This window comes from Paraburkholderia sp. TE9906, from assembly GCF_056279605.1.
The window spans coordinates 649458-666206 of record NZ_JBWCCT010000002.1 but is presented as its reverse complement, the minus strand read 5'-3'; the positions used below and the strand labels follow the sequence as shown (position 1 = coordinate 666206).

Below are 16749 nucleotides of genomic sequence, written 5' to 3'. Positions count from 1 at the left end.
GCATGACCACGCCGGTGCGAACATGGGGGAAGCCTGTTCGCGGGGTATTTTACTGATTTCGATAACGGCGGCAATTCACGATGTGCAGGATTGGCCGTCTGGATAAGGCCTGGCAGGCGCGACCGACCGTCGCGAAGCGCACGGCGCGGCAGTTCCGTGGCCAAAGCGTGACGGTTATCGGAGCCTCGCGCAAGCTGCATTTTCTGCGGCCCTTCAGCCGCGCTTTCTTATCTGCCGAGCCTTTTGTCGTGCCTTCTGCCGCAGCGCACCGCTCGCCGCACCGCATCGCGTTATGGCGCCGCGCTCTGCCGCGCAGCCCCCGAGCCCGCGCGGCCTTTGCTTCACTTACGCCGTTTTTCCAGCTCGTCCCAGCGTTCGAGCGCGATCAGCAGTTCTTCGTCGATCGCCGCATAGCGCTCGGTCAGACGCGTGCCTTCCTGCGCATCCTTCGCGAAGATCGAGCCGTCTTCGAGTTGCGCGCCGATGGTTTTCTGCTCGGCTTCGAGCGCGGCGATCTGCTCCGGCAACGTGTCCAGCTCGCGCTGCTCCTTGAACGACAGCTTCGCCGCGCGCTGCGCATTGCGGCCCGCGGCATTGTCTTTGGCCGGCGCCGCGTCTTTGGCCGCGTCCTTGCCGGCCTCTTTCTGCGCATCCAGCGCCATCTGCTGCGAGCGGTCGCGCTGGACCTGCCAGTCCGTGAAGCCGCCGACATACTCGCGCCACTTGCCCGCGCCTTCCGACGCGATCACCGAGGTCGCGACGTTATCGAGGAACGCGCGGTCGTGGCTGACCAGCAGCACCGTGCCGTCGTATTCGGTGAGCAGTTCTTCGAGCAGTTCGAGCGTGGGGATGTCGAGGTCGTTGGTCGGTTCGTCGAGCACCAGCACGTTGGCCGGCCGCGCGAACAGACGCGCGAGCAACAGACGGTTGCGCTCGCCGCCCGACAGCGACTTGACCGGCGAACGCGCACGCTCCGGCGCGAACAGGAAGTCGCCGAGGTAGCTCATCACGTGCTTCTTCTGGCCGTTGACTTCGACCCACTCGCTGCCCGGGCTGATGGTGTCGGCGAGGCTCTTGTCCAGATCGAGCTGCGCGCGCATCTGGTCGAAATACGCGACCTGCAGGTTGGTGCCGACGCGCACCGTGCCCGCGTCCGGCGCCAGTTCGCCGAGGATCATCTTCAGCAGGGTGGTCTTGCCCGCGCCGTTCGGACCGACGAAGCCGATCTTGTCGCCGCGCATCACCGTGGCCGTGAAATTGTCGACCACCGCGCGCGAGCCGTAGCGCTTGGTCACGTCGGTCAGCTCGGCGACGATCTTGCCGGACTTCTCGCCCTGGCCGACGTCGAGCTTGACGTTGCCCTGCACGTTGCGGCGCTCGGCGCGCTGCTCACGCATTTCCACGAGACGCGCGATCCGGCCGACGCTGCGCGTGCGGCGCGCTTCGACGCCCTTGCGGATCCACACTTCTTCCTGCGCGAGGAGCTTGTCGGCCTTGTCGTTTTCGACGCGCTCGATTTCGAGTTGCTGCGCCTTGCGCGTCTGGTACGCCGAGAAGTTACCCGGATACGACAGCAGACGCCCGCGATCCAGTTCGACGATGCGCGTGGCGACGCGGTCGAGAAACGCGCGGTCGTGGGTGATGAAGAGCAGGCCCGCGCGCAGCGAGACCAGCAGATCTTCGAGCCAGCGGATGCCGTCGAAGTCGAGGTGGTTGGTCGGCTCGTCGAGCAGCAGCACGTCGGGCTGCACGACCAGCGCGCGCGCCAGCGCCACGCGCTTTTGCATGCCGCCCGACAGCGAGCCGACCCGCGCCTCGCCGTTCAGGCCGATCTGCTGCAGCGTGGTGGCCACGCGCGTGCTCCAGTTCCACGCGTCCGCCGCGTCCAGCGACGATTGCAGCGTGTTCATACGCGCCATTAGCGCGTCGTGCTCGGCGCCTTCCGGCTCGTCGGCGAGCTGGTTGGCGACCACGTCGTACTCGTCGAGCAGCGCGCGGGCGTGCGTGAGGCCAGCGGCGACCGCGTCGAATACGGTGTCGTCGGTGTCGAACTCGGGCTCCTGCGGCACGTAGACCGTGGTCAGATTCTGTTGACGCGAGACCAGGCCGTCGTCGGGCTTCGTCAGGTCGGCGACGATCTTCAGCAGCGACGACTTGCCCGCGCCATTGCGTCCGATCAACCCAACGCGTTCACCCGCTTCGAGGGAGAAATCCGCGTGATCGAGCAACGCGACGTGACCGAACGCCAATTGGGCGCCGGTAATGGAATAAAGCGACATGGAGAATTGGAGAAGACAGCGATGAGTCGGAACTGCTCATTGTACCGGGCGCACGGCCGGGCGCCTGTATGCCGGAAGAGATAGGCCGATTGGGCCCGATTGGGTGGCCCGCGGGAAGCAAGCGAGCCGGGGCAAACTGCTGGGCGATTTAGCGGCTCAGTCGCAGCAAACCTTGGCGCGGCGGGGTGCAAGCCGCGTGCTGGACGGCTGGCGCGGCCGCCCAGCCGGTTACCGCCGCACGTGTCCAGCCGGCCGGGACGGCAGTGCGGCTTACTTCACGTGCACCGTGATGGTCTTGCTCATTTCCGGCCCATACGAGCGATGCGCGCCGTCGCCGAACTGCAGCGTAAGCGTATGGTCGCCCGGCGGCAGTGTCAGATCGGTTTCGGTCTGGCCCTTGCCGAAGTGCAGCGACTTGTCCGTGGCCGGAATGACTTCGCCCTTGGGCAGCGGCTTGCCGTCGATCAACAGGTGGTGGTGGCCCGTGCCTTCCGTCACCGTGCCGGCCGGCGCGATCTTCATGCCTTCCACGCCGAATACGACGTGCACGGGATTGCTGACGGTTGCCCCGTCCTTCGGCTGCACGAAGGACACGCCGGCGGCCTGCGCCGCGCCCGATACCGCGAGCAAGCCGGCCAGTGCGGCACCGGCCAACCATTTGTTCTTCAACATCGTTGTTCTCCTTACAGGGAAACGAAAGTCCCGCCTGGACGCTGCCGACGACGGCGACGCCCCATCGCCTGGGACCGATCGTCGCATTGCATGCGAGACGCCTCACGCGCATGTCCAATCGAATAGCTGCGGATCAGAGCATACACGCTGTGGCTCGTGTGGTCCGTTCAGTGGGGTCGGAGATGTCTCCGACGCGTTGCGGCGGCGCCGCATCGGCAGTTCGCGGTCGGATTGACAAATTCCGGTAATATTGCGGGTCGCCGCGCTGCCCAAAAAAGGGGCAGACTACGCGGGCCTTTGCATTGAACTAGAGAAGAGTACGTCGTGAGCGAAGTCATTGAAGTGATTGAATACAAGAGCTGGGTCTGCCTGATTTGCGGCTGGATCTACAACGAGGAAGAAGGCCTGCCCGAAGAAGGCATCGCGCCCGGCACGCGCTTCGCCGCCATTCCGGAAGACTGGCGCTGCCCGCTGTGCGATGTGAGCAAGGCGGAATTCGCGGTGGTGGAGTTCTGAGCCGGGTCGATTGAATCGGGGGGCGAATCGATTGCGCCTTTCGGGTGAAACATCCGCGGCGATCCGTGTACGGCCTAGCAGGCAAATGCCGCTGGGCCGTTTCCTTTTCTGGCTGGGCTGCACGGCTCTCCTCGCCCCCGAACAGGTTTGATATACTCTGCGCTCGCTGGCGAATTTGGACTCGCCCAGTCGCGCGGGCTTGTTCGACCGCGCGATTGCAGCGATCATTCCGGTTTGGTCCTCTCCCTGTAGTTCAATGGATAGAACAAGTGCCTCCTAAGCGCTAGATACAGGTTCGATTCCTGTCAGGGGGACCAACTAGCTTCCCAGCGTCACCCAAGTTTGCCCAGAAAAGCCCCGTATGCGTTGCGTTGCGTTGCGCTGCGGGGCTTTTTGCTGCCGTCATTGCCCACGCACACCCAGTCCGCGCAGAATTTCTCTGAAGTATTGGTAGGGTTATCGCATCGTACCCTCACGATCGACAAGAGAAATCAGTTCGTCAAAGCGCCGTCAAGGCCAAGACGCAGGTGATCAACAGCCCGAAGAAAGAGCGAGTCCACGCCGCGCGCTGCCGGACGCGCCGGGCCCCCCGCTGCATAATTCTGCGCCTCTGGAAGGCGCAAAACCAAGGAAAGCTCATCTCGCGCCGCGCCAGGAGTGCTCGCCTCCAAGTCATCGACGGCCCCCCGAGGCAGTCATTCAGGACGCAGCTGCGGGATCGAGCGTACACGCAAGCGCCGCATTGAAGACGGGCGCCAATCCCGTACTGTCCAGCCCGCGCATGAACTCGCCGATCCGCTTGTGCAAATAGGCCTGCACGTCGACATTCCCGTACTCGTAAAAGCCGCGGGAGTCGCGTAATCCATCGCGGCCATCGCGCATGTTATCGACCACCCGCTGCGCCGGCAAAAAGCGCGGATCGATTTGCCGCGCCAGATAATGCGATGCGTAGTACAGAATGTCGCAACCGCCCCAGTCGATAAATTCGAGCAGGCCCAGCACCGAAAATCGCAGGCCGAAGCCGGTGCGAATCGCGGTGTCGATATCTTCCGCGCTCGCCACACCTTCTTCGACCATCCGCGCGGCCTCGTTCATCGCCAGTGCCTGAATGCGCGGCACGATATACCCAGGTGATGGCCCACACACCACCGGCACCTTGCCGACCCGCTTAAGCAGTGCGACCACGCGTTGTACGGCGCTTTCCGCGGTCTGCGCGCTACGGCTGATCTCGACCAGCGGCATCAGATGCGCGGGATTCAACCAGTGCGCGTTGAGCACGCGCGCCGGATGCGCAACGATACGCTGCAACTCCGTCACCAGAAACGTCGACGTGGTCGATGCGATCAAGGTCGTGGCGTCGACATACTCGCAAAGCCAGTCGAAGGCGGCCTGTTTCGCCTCGATGACTTCCGGCACCGCCTCGAAAACGATCGCGCTATCGCCGAGCAGTGCCTGCGCGCCCTCGCGATCCACCACGACGATGCGCGCCAGCGCTTCTTCGGCTTGCGCATCGGTGATACGCGCGAGACTCACCAAGGTGCGCATTTGCCGCCCAATCTCGCCGCGTGCTGCGGCGGCGAATGCCGCACGCGCGTCGGCATCGCGCGCCTTGAAGTCGATCAGCGTGACGCCCATGCCGGCATAGGCGAAGGCCAGCGCCATGCCCTGTCCCATGCGCCCGGCCCCGAGAATATGCACTTCCTGAATCGGATCGGAGCCACTCATCACGCGATGCCTCGCTTGAGGAGCGTGCTCAGCGCATCGCGCGACAGGGACGCGATGCCCAGTTGCTCGAACGTGCGCCCCTCGCCATAAAGATCGCGCTCCGAGACCGCGGACGCGATATTCAGCAGCCCCTCTGCAATCGGCGTCGCCACGCCCGCCCAACGCCCGGCCGACACCAGTAACGACAAGCCGAGCCGCGTATCCTCGAGCATGTACCGATGCGTCTTCAGATCGATATCCTCGCGCCAGTCGCCGCTGTCGGTCAGCTTGCCGTGTGCGCCGCGTCCGTACATCCACTCGTCGCCGTCCGGCGCGTAGTGATCGGCGAGCGGGAAATGCGGCGCGCCATAGCCGAAGGCTTCGCGCACCGCCATACGTTCCGCGTCGAGTGCGTTCGTCACGCGGCGGATCGACGGTTGCGTGCCTTCATTGTGAATGTCCCATGCGTCGAAATGCTCCAGCGGGCCCGCATTCATCATGATGAGCGGCGGATGGATCACCGGTCCCGCGTTCATCAACGCACCGCTTAGCGCATCCTCGATCCGTTCGACCGACGGATAACCCGCCTCGAGCACCGGAAACGCCCAATCCGAAAACGCGCCGGGAAACACGCCGGTCGGCAGGCGGGTGGCGTACGCGCTGATCACGACACGATCGTCGCCATGCTTGCGGGCCAGATACGGCAGCGTCCCCGTTTCCGCGAACGCGACGCGTGCGGTGTTGCCGCTCTCGTGCATCGCCTTCGCGAACACGTAGCTGCCAAAGGTGCCCGGCGGCAGGAATACCACCTGATCGTCGGCAAGGAGCGGCGCGAGCTGGACCGCGAGCGCCTCGTGCGTCGTCGAAGGCAACGGAATGACGATCAGGCTCGCGCCGCGCACGCCGTCGTCCAGCCGCTCGACGATGCGCACCGCGCCCTGCCCGTCGCCCACTGGCACCCGGCGCTCGCCTCGAAAATCCTTCACACGCAGTGCGCCGCGCTCGCGCAAGCGCGCGGCCGACGCCGTATCGCGCCGCCACCATGTCACGCGATGCCCCTTCTCCAGCAAATCGACCACTGCCGCATAACATCCGTGACCGCCGCCCAGTACGCAGATATTCATCGTCATTCCCCCTGTTTCGATACCTGCCAGATTACGTGGCCGGCGAATCCGCGGCGCTTCATCTCGCGCAATCCGCATTCAAATCCGGCAACTCACTGCACAACGAAGCAATGTTGCCCGCGCGGCGGCATCCGGGGCGATCCGTTCTTGCACGATTAAATTGAACGACGCATCATCCCCGGGGCACCCGCCTGGCGCTATTCGTTTCGAGGCCTCTAAATGGAAATCGCGATTTCACGCAAACACCGCAACCGTCTTGTCGCATCGCATGGCCGCGAGGATGTCGAACGCGAGGTGTCGCAGGTGCTGTGTCCGCACAGGATGGAAGTGGCCGGGCACGGGCCGTTGAACGCCGAGTTGTATGGTGTGGCGCTGCATCAGACGAGCTTGCTGGAGTTGCATTACGGCAGCGAAACGCAAATCGACGCCGGCGATCTCGGCGATCATTACCTGTTCCGCACGACACTGAGCGGACAATGTTCGCTGCAGTCGGACGGCGAGCGAGTCGCATTGCGCGCGGGCGGCCTCAGCGTGTCGTCCCCGCAACGCGCGAGCCGCATCGTCACCGATCGCGAATGCCGCAACCTGTTGTTGAGAATCGAGCGCCGCGCACTCGAAGTCAAGCTCGCGGACATGCTGAACGACAGCATCAAGCAACCGCTCATCTTCGAGCTCGCGGTGCCGGCCGCGCACCCAGGCGCCGCCATCTTTCTATCGACGCTGCGTTATCTGTGCACGCTCTGCGATCAATTCGACGAACCCGCACAAGAGCGCATGTTCGGCAACGACTTCACCCAGTGGCTCGCCTCCGTGCTGCTGAGCCAGTTGCCGCATTCGTACAGCGCCGCGCTCGCCAGGGCAACCTCGGCGCCGTTACCGGTGCATGTGCGCCGCGCGCGCGACTACATTCACTCGCATCTGGACGAGCCGCTGCGGCTCGACACGCTGGCGCGCGAAGCCGGCGTATCGCCTCGCACGCTGCAGAACGGCTTCACGCAATTTCTGCAGAGCTCGCCGGGCGGCTATATCCGCGAACGCAGGCTGGAGGCCGTGCATCGCGCGCTGCAGGCGGCGCCGGATCGCTCGGTAACGGATATTTTCATCGAGCACGGCGTGCACAGTTTTGGGCATTTCGCCAAGGCCTATACGCGGCGCTTCGGTTGTTTGCCGTCGGTCACCGCACGGCAGCGCAAGTGCAATTGATCCCACATCAGCTTCACATTGCCCACCATGTCAGCGCAAAGTGACCCGTCCGAGCCGCTGCTTCATGCCAACGAATTGTTGCCGCTGAGCGCAACGGACTCCAGCGACACACTGCGCGTGCAAGATCTCGATCTGAATCTGCTGAAGGCATTTCACGCAGTTCACGTCGAAAAGAACGTGGGCCGGGCGGCGCTGCGACTCGGCATCACGCAGCCTTCGGTCAGTCATGCACTCAGCCGATTGCGCCTGGTATTTCGCGACGCACTCTTCGTGCGCACGCCGGGCGGCGTCGAAGCGACGCCGCGTGCGCAACGGCTCGCCGGTTCGATCGACCGCGTGCTGCGGATACTGCAAGACATGCTCGATGAAAGTGCGCAATTCAGTGCGGCGACGTCGCGCCGCGTTTTCCGGCTACATATGAGCGATTTCGCCGAAAGCGCGTTCCTGCCGACGCTGATGCGCGAACTCGATACGCGGGCGCCGGGCGTCGTCATCGAAACCCATCATATCGACGACAGCCAGTTCAACGTCGCACTCGAATCCGGCCGCATCGATTTCGCACTCGGCTATTTTCCGCACGCGTCGAGTCACTTTCATCACAGCGAGTTGCTGCACGAACGCTATGTGCTGCTGACGCCGCGCCGCGTCGCCGAGCGGCTCGCTCTCGACAAGCACTTCACGCTGAGCGCGAATGCGCCTGCGGGCCTGCGGTTCATCGCGGTCACGTCGCATTCGCAGGCCACCGAACTGCTCGAACGCAACGGCCTCGCGTCGCGCGTGCGAATCGCGGTGCCGAATTTCATGGTCGTCCCGGCGATACTCAGCCGCTGCGACTACGCGCTGATTCTGCCGCGCACGGTGGCGCGCGCGTTTTCGACGCTCGGCGATTACGCCGTGTTCGACATCGACGACGCCGGGATGTGGCCCGTCAATGCGTACTGGCATCGCCGTTTTGACGCGGACCCCGGCCATCGCTGGCTACGCGGCTTGTTGATGGAACTGTTCCGCATCGGCGCGCGCGAGCCTTTCGACAGTTGGCTCGGCGCGCCGGCCGAGGTTCCGGGCGAGAAGCCGCCCGACGCGCCATGACGCTGCACGGCGGCCCTGCTCAGAACGACGTGAGGATGCCGGCGACCACCGAGCTCGCGGTCGCTCCGGGCTTCGCGACCGGCATGCCGCCGCCTGCCGCACCGTTGACGGTGAACGATGCGTGCTCGCCGTTGCGAACCATCGCGGCGCCCGTATAGAGCACCGTGCGTTTGGACAGCGGGTAATCGACTCGCACACCGAACGAATCGGCATTGCCTTCGCTGTCCGCGACCTTGCGGTAATGGCCGTAGCTCAGCAACACGAGCACGCGTCCGACCGGCACCGTCGCGTCGAGTTCGAACAGGTCGTTGTGCGGATTCGAATACGCCGAGGTGACGGCCGTCGTGACATCCGGCCCGCCGCGATGCCGCATATAGATGAACGCCGGCTTGATGAAGCCAAAGTCGTACGAGATCCCACCCAGCGCGTAATTCCCCACTGCCGTCTGACTGCTTGCATTCAACGCCGCAGCACTCGCGGGGCTGAAAGTCTGTTGCATGTAGTCGAGATCGACGGACAAAGCGCCCTGAACATAATTGAGCGACGCGCCATACGTATCGCCGAGCGTCGAGGGCAAATTGGATGCGCCGTTCGCGCCACGCGCGGCAATCGCCTTCAGCACCACCCCGCCGATACGCGGCGACATATAGCGTATCGAGTTGTTCACACGCAGAAATGCGGGTCCGACGAAGTTATTCGCGGCATTGCCCCACGCGAGACCCGCGCCGTTGCCGGGCAAGCTGTACGTGATGAACGACGTGTGCAGCACCGTGTAATTCACGCCGGCCTGCATCGTGCCGAATGGCCCCGTCAAACCGACCCACGCTTCCCGGCCAAACAGCGCGCCGTTGTTGCCGAGTGCGCCGGTCGCCGAATTAAAGCCGTTTTCGAGCTTGAAGATCGCGCGATAGCCGCCCCCGAGATCTTCCGCGCCCTTCAAGCCGAACTGAGTGGCGAAGATATCGCCGCTACCCATCCGCACCGCGTGCGAGGGACCGAAGTTCGTCACTTCGATCGACGTATCGACCCGTCCGTACAAGTTCACGCTCGATTGCGCTAGCACGGGTGCCGCTGCAACGCAAAGCAGCGACGCGCTCCACTTCCAGTTGGTCATTCCTGTGATCCCGGCGAGAAATTGTTTTTTTGTGCCGTGCGTTCCTGCGCACACGGCGCGACTGCTCTCCGTGATTCATCGTGTGTGTTTCGATGAATCAGAAAAACGAGGCGAGTCTAGAAAGACCAATTTCGACCGTCGATCAATTCACCGATATAACACTTATAGATAGCGCGCATAACTCGTTGGGCGCACCGCGCTCTGTGCGTTCGAGCCTTGCGGGGCGCGGGCCGGGGACCGGTCTCCTGGGGAAAGCTTTAGCCGGTTAGGGAGAACCGGCAATGTTGCTGAAGGCATTGCGCATATGTTCCGGAAATTTGTTTACGTACGCTGCATTTCCGGACCGCCCGTTGGTGGCCCTTCACGATGCGTGACAGCGCACGTAGCCGTCCCGCACGGCTGAACCCCGAATACTGGAGAAACCGAATGGCCGCATCAACGAGCAGCACGCCCGCGAGCAGGCGCTACACGTATGAATGGTACGTGGTGTTGATTTGCATGCTTGCGTATGTATTTTCCTTTGTCGACCGCCAGGTGCTCGCGCTGATGATCGAGCCGATCAAGAAGGACCTGCATCTGAGCGACACGCAGTTCAGTCTTCTGCAAGGCTTTGCGTTTTCACTCTTCTACGCGGTGATGGGCATGCCGCTCGCGTATCTCGCGGACCGCTTCGCACGGCCGCGCATCATCGCGACGGGGATTGCACTATGGAGTCTCGCGACGGCCGCGTGCGGCATCAGCCAGAACTTCGTGCAGATGTTCCTGGCACGGTTGAGCGTCGGGGTCGGCGAAGCGGCGTTGTCTCCCGGCACCTATTCGATGCTGAGCGACTACTTTCCCAAGGAGAAACTCGGACGCGCGGTAGGTATCTATTCGCTCGGCTCTTTTATCGGCGGGGGAATGGCGTTTCTGATCGGCGGGTATGTGATCAACCTGCTCAAGCAGGTGACGACCACGACCGTTCCGCTGCTCGGCGACGTGCGCTCATGGCAACTGACGTTCCTGATCGTCGGCCTGCCTGGCTTTCTGGTGGCGCTGCTTTTCATTCTGACGGTGCGGGATCCGCAACGCAAAGGCCTCGTGCAGGACAGCGCAGGCCAGGCGAAGCGCGTGTCGATGATCGACTCGCTGCGATTTATCCGCGAGCACGGCCAAACCTTCGCATGCCACTACCTAGGTTTCTCGTTCTACGCGATGACGCTGTTTTGCCTGATGAGCTGGACGCCCGCCTTCTATATTCGCCACTTCGGACTATCACCGGTCGAAGCCGGCTACACGCTCGGCACGATTCTGTTGGTCGCGAATACCACCGGCGTGTTCTGCGGCGGCTGGCTCAACGACTGGCTGATGACGAAGGGCCGCACCGACGGTCCGATGCTGGCGGGCACGATCGGCGCAATCGGTATGCTGGTGCCCGCTGTCGTGTTTACGCAGGTGAGCAGCCTGACGGTGTCGCTGGGTCTGCTCGTGATTGCGATGTTCTTCGCATCCTTCCCGATGCCGACTTCCACGGCCGCCATGCAGACCCTCGCGCCCAATCAGATGCGCGCGCAGATTTCGGCGGTATTCCTCCTGATTTCGAATCTGATCGCACTGGGAATCGGCACGACGCTGGTGGCGTTGCTGACTGACAAAGTATTCGGCTCGCCAAAAATGGTGGGCATGTCGATGTCGGTCGTCAACCTGATTGCAACGCTGCTCGCGATCGGACTGCTGTGGTTGGGCTGCAGGCAGTTTCGTTTGAGCGTCGCGCGCGAAGCAAATAAAACGGCGCGGGCACATGTCGCGGAAGTTCTGGGCGATGAGGATCGAACCGGTGCGACCACGGCGTTCGAAACGACCCGGGCCTAGGACGCGCAGAAGTGGACATGCGCGCGCTTTCTCGCGCATGTCCCGAGACTCGAGAGGCTGTTCCAAACCTCAAGCCATGCGATGACAGATTTGCTCCGGCCTGCGATCGCACCGATGATGTGAACGCCGTCAGATGACCAACCCATCACCCGCTCCGCCGCTCAGCGAGCCGCTCGCACCTCACCGCTTCACCCCCACCACCCCACGCCCCGCTTCCGGCATGGCCATCCATCTCGCGACAGCCCGACTCGCTGGCCGCTCGATCCAACGATACGAAGCGAGACCAATCACGACGGACACCACCACAACCGCCCCACACATCAGATCACCCGGCACACGATGTTGCGTATCAACCGCCTGCAAAACCCTGACGACGACGGGCATCGAGAAAAGATGCGTGAGGTACAGCGAATAAGACGAATCGCCGATCCGTTCAAGCCACGCGTTCCAGCGCAGCTTGTTCTCGAACGCAAGCCCGGCGGCCACCACGGCCAACGCCGGCAAACCGAACACCAGAAAGCGGTTCGCATCCGTGAGCGTCGGCGCGAATGCGCCACCAGCGGCGGCCGTCGCAAGCAGCAGGACAGCGGCTGCGGCCACGGGTACCGTGCGCCCCGACGCGTACAGCGTGCCGACGCAACAGCCGAACACAAACTCCAGCACTAGCGGGTTCGTGTAGAACGCAAACGCGACACCCTCGCCAGGCAGCAGATGCAACGCCGACGTGAGCACCAGCAACGCGCCGACAGCGAGCAGGCGGTGCCGCGTCGCGCACATTGCCACGGCGAACACGACGTAAAACCACATCTCGTAGTTCAAGGTCCAGCCGACACCGAGCACAGGCGCGGCGATGCCCGTCCAGCTCATCGACGGCAGAAATAAGAACGAGGTGAGCGCGTGCCACGCCGTGACATGCGCGTGATCGAATGCATCGGAAGCGCCCGGCATGACGGCGACGAGCGCAATGAAAAACGCCGTGAGAAGCCAATAAAGCGGAACGACCCGCGCGATGCGGGCAAACATGAACGACCTCGCCGACGCGAGGCCAGAGGGCACGCCGTGAGTCACGAGCGCCATCACGAATCCGGAGATCACGAAAAAGACGTCGACGCCGATTTCGCCATAGCGGGACACATGCGGAAAAACATGTGCCGGCCAGCCGTGCGAGAGCACGATGCCGTTGGTATGAAAGGCGACAACGCCGAGCGCGGCGAGCGCGCGCAAAGCCTGGATCGATCGATACTTCCTGAAACTTGCCATTGCCTTGCGCTCGACATATTGAGTAAGGGCGTCATCGTAGCCCAGACAATCGCAGCATGTGTCGACGAGCGGTTCAGATGGTTCAACCCGGCGCTTGCCACACTCGCGCAAGAAGACGCCCGGCCGATCGAGAGCGAGCCGATGGCAGCCCGCTCGAGCGCCACCAGCCGCATCACCTCACTACGACGGCCGCTTCGGAATATTCAATCCCCTCTCCACCGCCGGCCGCGCGACGAACGCGGCCAGTACACGCGTCACATTCGGAAAGTCCTGAATGCCGACGAGTTCGCCCGCTTCGTAAAAACCGGCCAGGTTGCGCACCCACGGAAAAGTGGCGATATCCGCGATAGAGTACTGGTCGCCCAGAATCCAGTCGCGTCCTTCGAGCCGCTGGTTCAACACGCCGAGCAAGCGCCTCGACTCGCCGACGTACCGGTCGCGCGGACGCTTGTCCTCGTACTCCTTGCCTGCGAACTTGTGGAAGAAGCCGACCTGCCCGAACATCGGTCCGATGCCGCCCATCTGGAACATCACCCACTGCATCGCTTCATAACGGCCGGCGGCGTCTTGCGGAATCAGCTGGCCGCTCTTGTCCGCGAGATAAATCAGGATCGCGCCGGATTCGAACAGCGGCAGCGGCTTGCCGTCGGGTCCGTCGGGATCGAGGATCGCCGGAATCTTGTTGTTCGGATTGAGCGACAGAAACTCCGGCGTCATCTGATCGTCCGTATCGAAGCGCACCAGATGCGGTTCATACGGCAAGCCGGTCTCTTCGAGCATGATCGAAATTTTCACGCCGTTCGGCGTGGGCAGCGAATAGAGCTGAATCCGCTCCGGGTGCTCGGCGGGCCATTTCTTCGTGATCGGGAAAGCGGATAAATCGGTCATGGAACGGTATCAACCTTGTACGAAAGTCGTGCGATTGGGAAGCCGGTTTGGGCGCGCGGCAAGCGGCATCGATAAATGGCCGGCTTCGATGACGCTGACGCGCATGCCGCGAACGCGGGACCGCCAAATATAAACCGACTCGACGCAACGCGTGCAAGCCGCGCCTCAGTGGGCCGAAGCGTGAACCTGAACGCACACGCTTTAACCGAACTCGCAACACGGATCTGCAACCCGGAATCGCCGCCGCGACTCACGAACAGGCCCGAGCGCAACAACCCAAACTTCGCACGCCGCCGCCCCTTCACCACAAATCCTTGGTCGCCGTGCCCGCGCGAAGGTTGAACCCTTCACGCCACAACGCTGCGCCGACCGTCAGAAGCAGCGTCTTCTGCTCGCCGTCGAGCAACTCCCACGCCGTTGACAGCCATGTCGCGAAACTTGCACAGGCGGGTTCGAGGTCGACGGGCACTTTGCCTTCCAGGTACTGCCGTTCGAACATCGAAAGTACTTTTTCGGGTGTCATTGGCGCTACCTCCGTGTGGGATGCGCCAAGTCTAAAGGCGCCACCCCGCGCACGGAATGCTCCGCGACACCGATTGCGGGTTACTCCCAGGCGGTTGCGTCCGAACATCCGGGAAAGTGGAACTGACAGGCAGCCGTCCTCGAGGAACGAAAACGCAGCCACGCGAAAGCAAACGGGAAGAGGCGCCGAAGCGCCTCTTCCCCCGCCGCAATGATGCCGGCGGTCATTCAAAAACACCCGCACGCCGCATTACGGCATGTTGCGCTTGGCATTGTCCTTGGCATCTTCCTTCGCATCGCCATAGGCTTTCTGCACCTTGCCCGCACCTTGTTGCAGGTCGCCCTTCACTTCCTTCGCCGGATCGTTCGTGACCTTGCCGACGGCTTCGTTGACCTTGCCCTTGACCTGTTCTCCAACACCCTTTACCTGGTCCTTGTTCATATTCGGCTCCACTGTCTGGAATGCCGGCGCGACATTACGCCAGTATCGATATTGAGCAACGGGTGTGCCCACGCTTCGCGCCGGATCGACGGGTCGGCCCGCTCCGCCCAAAAAATATTTAAAGAAATGCCTAAAGTTCCGCCGTGGCCTGCCGTTAAGGCGCCATGGAGGAGCTATGGATCGCACACCCAACACGCTTTCAGGATCATCCCAGGCCACGCTGATCGACGGAGACATCGCGCACATTGCGCGCGTGATGCGGACGTCTTTACACGGCGACCTGGCCGGTCCGATCCTGCCCCCCACCTATTGGCGCAAGCGTCTGCACGCGTTGCTCGACACCGGCCATCTTTCCCACGCGCAACTGTGCACGATCGACAGCCTCCTGCTGCAACTCGACCAGTTCGAAGCTCATCCGGCATGGGATACGCTGGCTCCCGCCACCGCCGCGCTGTACGCGCCGCCCTATCCCGACAACGCCAGCGGTCACCATTAACATCCGGCTGATCCGGCACGCCTGCGCCTGACACGCAGCCCCTGCCAACCGCCCCCGCGATCCAAAAGCCGCGAGCGAACGCGAACCGCGTCGCGGCGTCCGCACGCGCCGCAATCCTGCAACTCGCACGCCGGCCCCAAGCCGCCCAACCGACGCTGGCAACCCGCTTTAGCCGCCGAGGCTCCCCCCACTCGCGAAAATTCCACCTCTGAACCGCGAAAATAGCGAAAACGGGACGACCTTAGGTCATAATGTCCGCAAAAATTCCCAGCAAGGACGCCTGTGACCCTCGCCGCACCGCTCAACCTGCTCCGGCAGGCGCGCGCCCGCTTCACTCAACGCGAAATCGCCGCGCACGTCGGCAAGGACATCAAGACGGTGCGCCGCTGGGAAAAAGGTGAAACACCGTGCCCGGCGATGCTCGAGCCGGCCCTGCGTGATCTGTTGCAGCAAGGCGCGCGAACCAGCAGCGGCACAGGCGACGCGCAATTCCGATTCATCGATCTGTTCGCCGGTATCGGCGGGATTCGCATGGGCTTCGAGGCCCACGGCGGAGATTGCGTGTTCACGAGCGAGTGGAACGATTTTTCGACGAGGACGTACCGCGAGAACTATCCCGGCGGCGGCGACCATGCGCTGATCGGCGACATCGTCGCCTTTCCCGCCGAAGAGGTGCCGGGTCACGACGTGCTGCTCGGCGGCTTCCCCTGCCAGCCGTTTTCGATTGCCGGCGTCAGCAAGAAAAACGCGCTGGGCCGGCCGCACGGTTTCGAATGCACGACGCAGGGCACGCTCTTTTTCGACGTCGCGCGGATCATCGCGGCGAAGCGCCCCGCCGCGTTCCTGCTGGAGAACGTGAAGAACCTGCTGTCGCACGACAAGGGCCGCACCTTCGACGTGATCCTGCAAACCTTGCGCGACGAACTCGGCTATGAAGTGCATTACCGCGTGATCGACGGCCAGCATTTCACGCCGCAGCATCGCGAGCGGATCATCATCGTCGGCTTTCGCGGCAAGACCGCGTTTTCGTGGGACGATCTGCATCTGCCGGACCAAGGCCCGCGGCTCGGCTCGATCCTGCATCGCACGGATGGCAGCGAACCGGTGCTGCCGTGGGACCACGACCGCTTCTTCGACCACACCGCGCAACGCGTGCAGCCGAAGTACACGCTCACACCGAATCTCTGGACCTATCTGCAGAACTACGCGGCCAAACACCGCGCGGCGGGCAACGGCTTCGGCTTCGGCATGGCCTATCCGGACAGCGTGACGCGCACGCTGTCGGCGCGCTATCACAAGGACGGTTCCGAGATCCTCGTGTACCAGGGCGAAGCGCTGCGCCCGCGACGCCTGACGCCACGCGAATGCGCACGCCTGATGGGCTTTCCCGACACTTTCAGGATTCCAGTCAGCGACACCCAGGCCTACCGGCAATTCGGCAACAGCGTCGTCATGCCGGTAATGCGCGAAGTGGCGCGCATCATGCTGCCGCATGTGCAAACCCTGCTCGCCGAGGACAACCCGCATGGCTCGAAGCAAGCCCTTTCGCTGTACGCGTGAACCGCGCGCCGCCATAACGGTAAGGGCCC

General features: G+C 63.2%; 15 protein-coding genes and 1 tRNA gene. 7 read left to right on the top strand and 9 right to left on the bottom strand.

Going from position 1 to position 16749, the window contains the following annotated elements:
* Positions 1 to 341: 341 nt before the first annotated feature.
* Complete coding sequence (abc-f, locus tag ACZ9H4_RS06860) at positions 342 to 2279, bottom strand: ribosomal protection-like ABC-F family protein (protein ID WP_476118550.1); 1938 nt, start codon at positions 2277 to 2279, stop codon at positions 342 to 344.
* Between the two features lie 270 nt (positions 2280 to 2549).
* Positions 2550 to 2951, bottom strand: coding sequence for a DUF4399 domain-containing protein (locus tag ACZ9H4_RS06855; protein ID WP_476118549.1), 402 nt, complete (start codon positions 2949 to 2951; stop codon positions 2550 to 2552).
* A gap of 324 nt (positions 2952 to 3275) precedes the next feature.
* Between ACZ9H4_RS06855 and ACZ9H4_RS06850 the strand changes: the two genes are divergently transcribed.
* On the top strand, positions 3276 to 3467 hold the full coding sequence (locus tag ACZ9H4_RS06850) for a rubredoxin (protein ID WP_042327611.1): 192 nt from the start codon (positions 3276 to 3278) through the stop codon (positions 3465 to 3467).
* A 242-nt stretch (positions 3468 to 3709) separates the two neighbouring features.
* Positions 3710 to 3784, top strand: a tRNA-Arg gene (locus ACZ9H4_RS06845).
* 382 nt (positions 3785 to 4166) lie between these two features.
* On the opposite strand, the gene ACZ9H4_RS06840 is transcribed toward ACZ9H4_RS06845, so the two are convergent.
* Complete coding sequence (locus ACZ9H4_RS06840; protein ID WP_408141651.1) at positions 4167 to 5192, bottom strand: 3-hydroxybutyryl-CoA dehydrogenase; 1026 nt, start codon at positions 5190 to 5192, stop codon at positions 4167 to 4169.
* The gene (locus ACZ9H4_RS06835) at positions 5192 to 6295 is read right to left on the bottom strand and encodes an NAD/NADP octopine/nopaline dehydrogenase family protein (RefSeq protein ID WP_408141650.1); all 1104 of its coding nucleotides are present in this window, start codon (positions 6293 to 6295) and stop codon (positions 5192 to 5194) included. Before ACZ9H4_RS06835 ends, ACZ9H4_RS06840 begins: the two co-directional genes overlap by 1 nt.
* A 219-nt stretch (positions 6296 to 6514) precedes the next feature.
* Between ACZ9H4_RS06835 and ACZ9H4_RS06830 the strand changes: the two genes are divergently transcribed.
* Both ACZ9H4_RS06830 and ACZ9H4_RS06825 read left to right on the top strand, forming a co-directional pair.
* Positions 6515 to 7498: an AraC family transcriptional regulator gene (locus ACZ9H4_RS06830; RefSeq protein ID WP_408152848.1), complete on the top strand. Its 984-nt coding sequence runs from the start codon at positions 6515 to 6517 to the stop codon at positions 7496 to 7498.
* Between the two features lie 27 nt (positions 7499 to 7525).
* On the top strand, positions 7526 to 8587 hold the full coding sequence (locus ACZ9H4_RS06825; protein WP_408141648.1) for a LysR family transcriptional regulator: 1062 nt from the start codon (positions 7526 to 7528) through the stop codon (positions 8585 to 8587).
* A 19-nt stretch (positions 8588 to 8606) separates the two neighbouring features.
* Here ACZ9H4_RS06825 and ACZ9H4_RS06820 read toward each other — a convergent pair whose 3' ends face one another.
* A complete protein-coding gene (locus tag ACZ9H4_RS06820) occupies positions 8607 to 9701 on the bottom strand; it encodes a porin (RefSeq protein ID WP_476118547.1) in 1095 nt (364 codons plus the stop codon).
* Between the two features lie 426 nt (positions 9702 to 10127).
* On the opposite strand from ACZ9H4_RS06820, the gene ACZ9H4_RS06815 reads away from it, so the two are divergent.
* Positions 10128 to 11552 (top strand): spinster family MFS transporter, encoded by a 1425-nt coding sequence (locus tag ACZ9H4_RS06815; RefSeq protein ID WP_476118546.1) that lies wholly within the window; start codon positions 10128 to 10130, stop codon positions 11550 to 11552.
* A 180-nt stretch (positions 11553 to 11732) separates the two neighbouring features.
* Here the strand turns inward: ACZ9H4_RS06815 and ACZ9H4_RS06810 are convergent, their stop codons facing one another.
* The 4 genes from ACZ9H4_RS06810 to ACZ9H4_RS06795 all read right to left on the bottom strand — a co-directional run bounded on the left by ACZ9H4_RS06810 (position 11733) and on the right by ACZ9H4_RS06795 (position 14664).
* Entirely contained in the window at positions 11733 to 12812 is a 1080-nt protein-coding gene (locus ACZ9H4_RS06810; protein ID WP_476118544.1) for an acyltransferase family protein, read from the bottom strand.
* Between the two features lie 180 nt (positions 12813 to 12992).
* Positions 12993 to 13700 carry a glutathione binding-like protein gene (locus ACZ9H4_RS06805; RefSeq protein ID WP_476118543.1) on the bottom strand — a complete coding sequence of 236 codons (708 nt, stop codon included), beginning with the start codon at positions 13698 to 13700 and terminating at the stop codon, positions 12993 to 12995.
* 301 nt (positions 13701 to 14001) lie between these two features.
* On the bottom strand, positions 14002 to 14223 hold the full coding sequence (locus ACZ9H4_RS06800; protein ID WP_476118542.1) for a hypothetical protein: 222 nt from the start codon (positions 14221 to 14223) through the stop codon (positions 14002 to 14004).
* A gap of 249 nt (positions 14224 to 14472) precedes the next feature.
* Positions 14473 to 14664 carry a CsbD family protein gene (locus tag ACZ9H4_RS06795; RefSeq protein WP_408141642.1) on the bottom strand — a complete coding sequence of 64 codons (192 nt, stop codon included), beginning with the start codon at positions 14662 to 14664 and terminating at the stop codon, positions 14473 to 14475.
* Between the two features lie 175 nt (positions 14665 to 14839).
* Between ACZ9H4_RS06795 and ACZ9H4_RS06790 the strand changes: the two genes are divergently transcribed.
* The gene (locus ACZ9H4_RS06790) at positions 14840 to 15160 is read left to right on the top strand and encodes a hypothetical protein (RefSeq protein WP_408324544.1); all 321 of its coding nucleotides are present in this window, start codon (positions 14840 to 14842) and stop codon (positions 15158 to 15160) included.
* Positions 15161 to 15442: 282 nt separating this feature from the next.
* Positions 15443 to 16720 carry a DNA (cytosine-5-)-methyltransferase gene (gene dcm, locus ACZ9H4_RS06785; RefSeq protein WP_476118541.1) on the top strand — a complete coding sequence of 426 codons (1278 nt, stop codon included), beginning with the start codon at positions 15443 to 15445 and terminating at the stop codon, positions 16718 to 16720.
* Positions 16721 to 16749 lie beyond the last annotated feature (29 nt).

What these genes read in the sequence shown, in the direction of transcription:
- abc-f (WP_476118550.1), bottom strand. Translation starts at nt 2,279, where the DNA reads ATGTCGCTTTATTCCATTACCGGCGCCCAATTGGCGTTCGGTCACGTC.
- ACZ9H4_RS06795 (WP_408141642.1), bottom strand. Translation starts at nt 14,664, where the DNA reads ATGAACAAGGACCAGGTAAAGGGTGTTGGAGAACAGGTCAAGGGCAAG.
- ACZ9H4_RS06825 (WP_408141648.1), top strand. Translation starts at nt 7,526, where the DNA reads ATGTCAGCGCAAAGTGACCCGTCCGAGCCGCTGCTTCATGCCAACGAA.
- ACZ9H4_RS06855 (WP_476118549.1), bottom strand. Translation starts at nt 2,951, where the DNA reads ATGTTGAAGAACAAATGGTTGGCCGGTGCCGCACTGGCCGGCTTGCTC.
- ACZ9H4_RS06810 (WP_476118544.1), bottom strand. Translation starts at nt 12,812, where the DNA reads ATGGCAAGTTTCAGGAAGTATCGATCGATCCAGGCTTTGCGCGCGCTC.
- ACZ9H4_RS06790 (WP_408324544.1), top strand. Translation starts at nt 14,840, where the DNA reads ATGGATCGCACACCCAACACGCTTTCAGGATCATCCCAGGCCACGCTG.
- ACZ9H4_RS06805 (WP_476118543.1), bottom strand. Translation starts at nt 13,700, where the DNA reads ATGACCGATTTATCCGCTTTCCCGATCACGAAGAAATGGCCCGCCGAG.
- ACZ9H4_RS06830 (WP_408152848.1), top strand. Translation starts at nt 6,515, where the DNA reads ATGGAAATCGCGATTTCACGCAAACACCGCAACCGTCTTGTCGCATCG.
- ACZ9H4_RS06815 (WP_476118546.1), top strand. Translation starts at nt 10,128, where the DNA reads ATGGCCGCATCAACGAGCAGCACGCCCGCGAGCAGGCGCTACACGTAT.
- ACZ9H4_RS06820 (WP_476118547.1), bottom strand. Translation starts at nt 9,701, where the DNA reads ATGACCAACTGGAAGTGGAGCGCGTCGCTGCTTTGCGTTGCAGCGGCA.
- ACZ9H4_RS06835 (WP_408141650.1), bottom strand. Translation starts at nt 6,295, where the DNA reads ATGAATATCTGCGTACTGGGCGGCGGTCACGGATGTTATGCGGCAGTG.
- ACZ9H4_RS06840 (WP_408141651.1), bottom strand. Translation starts at nt 5,192, where the DNA reads ATGAGTGGCTCCGATCCGATTCAGGAAGTGCATATTCTCGGGGCCGGG.
- ACZ9H4_RS06800 (WP_476118542.1), bottom strand. Translation starts at nt 14,223, where the DNA reads ATGACACCCGAAAAAGTACTTTCGATGTTCGAACGGCAGTACCTGGAA.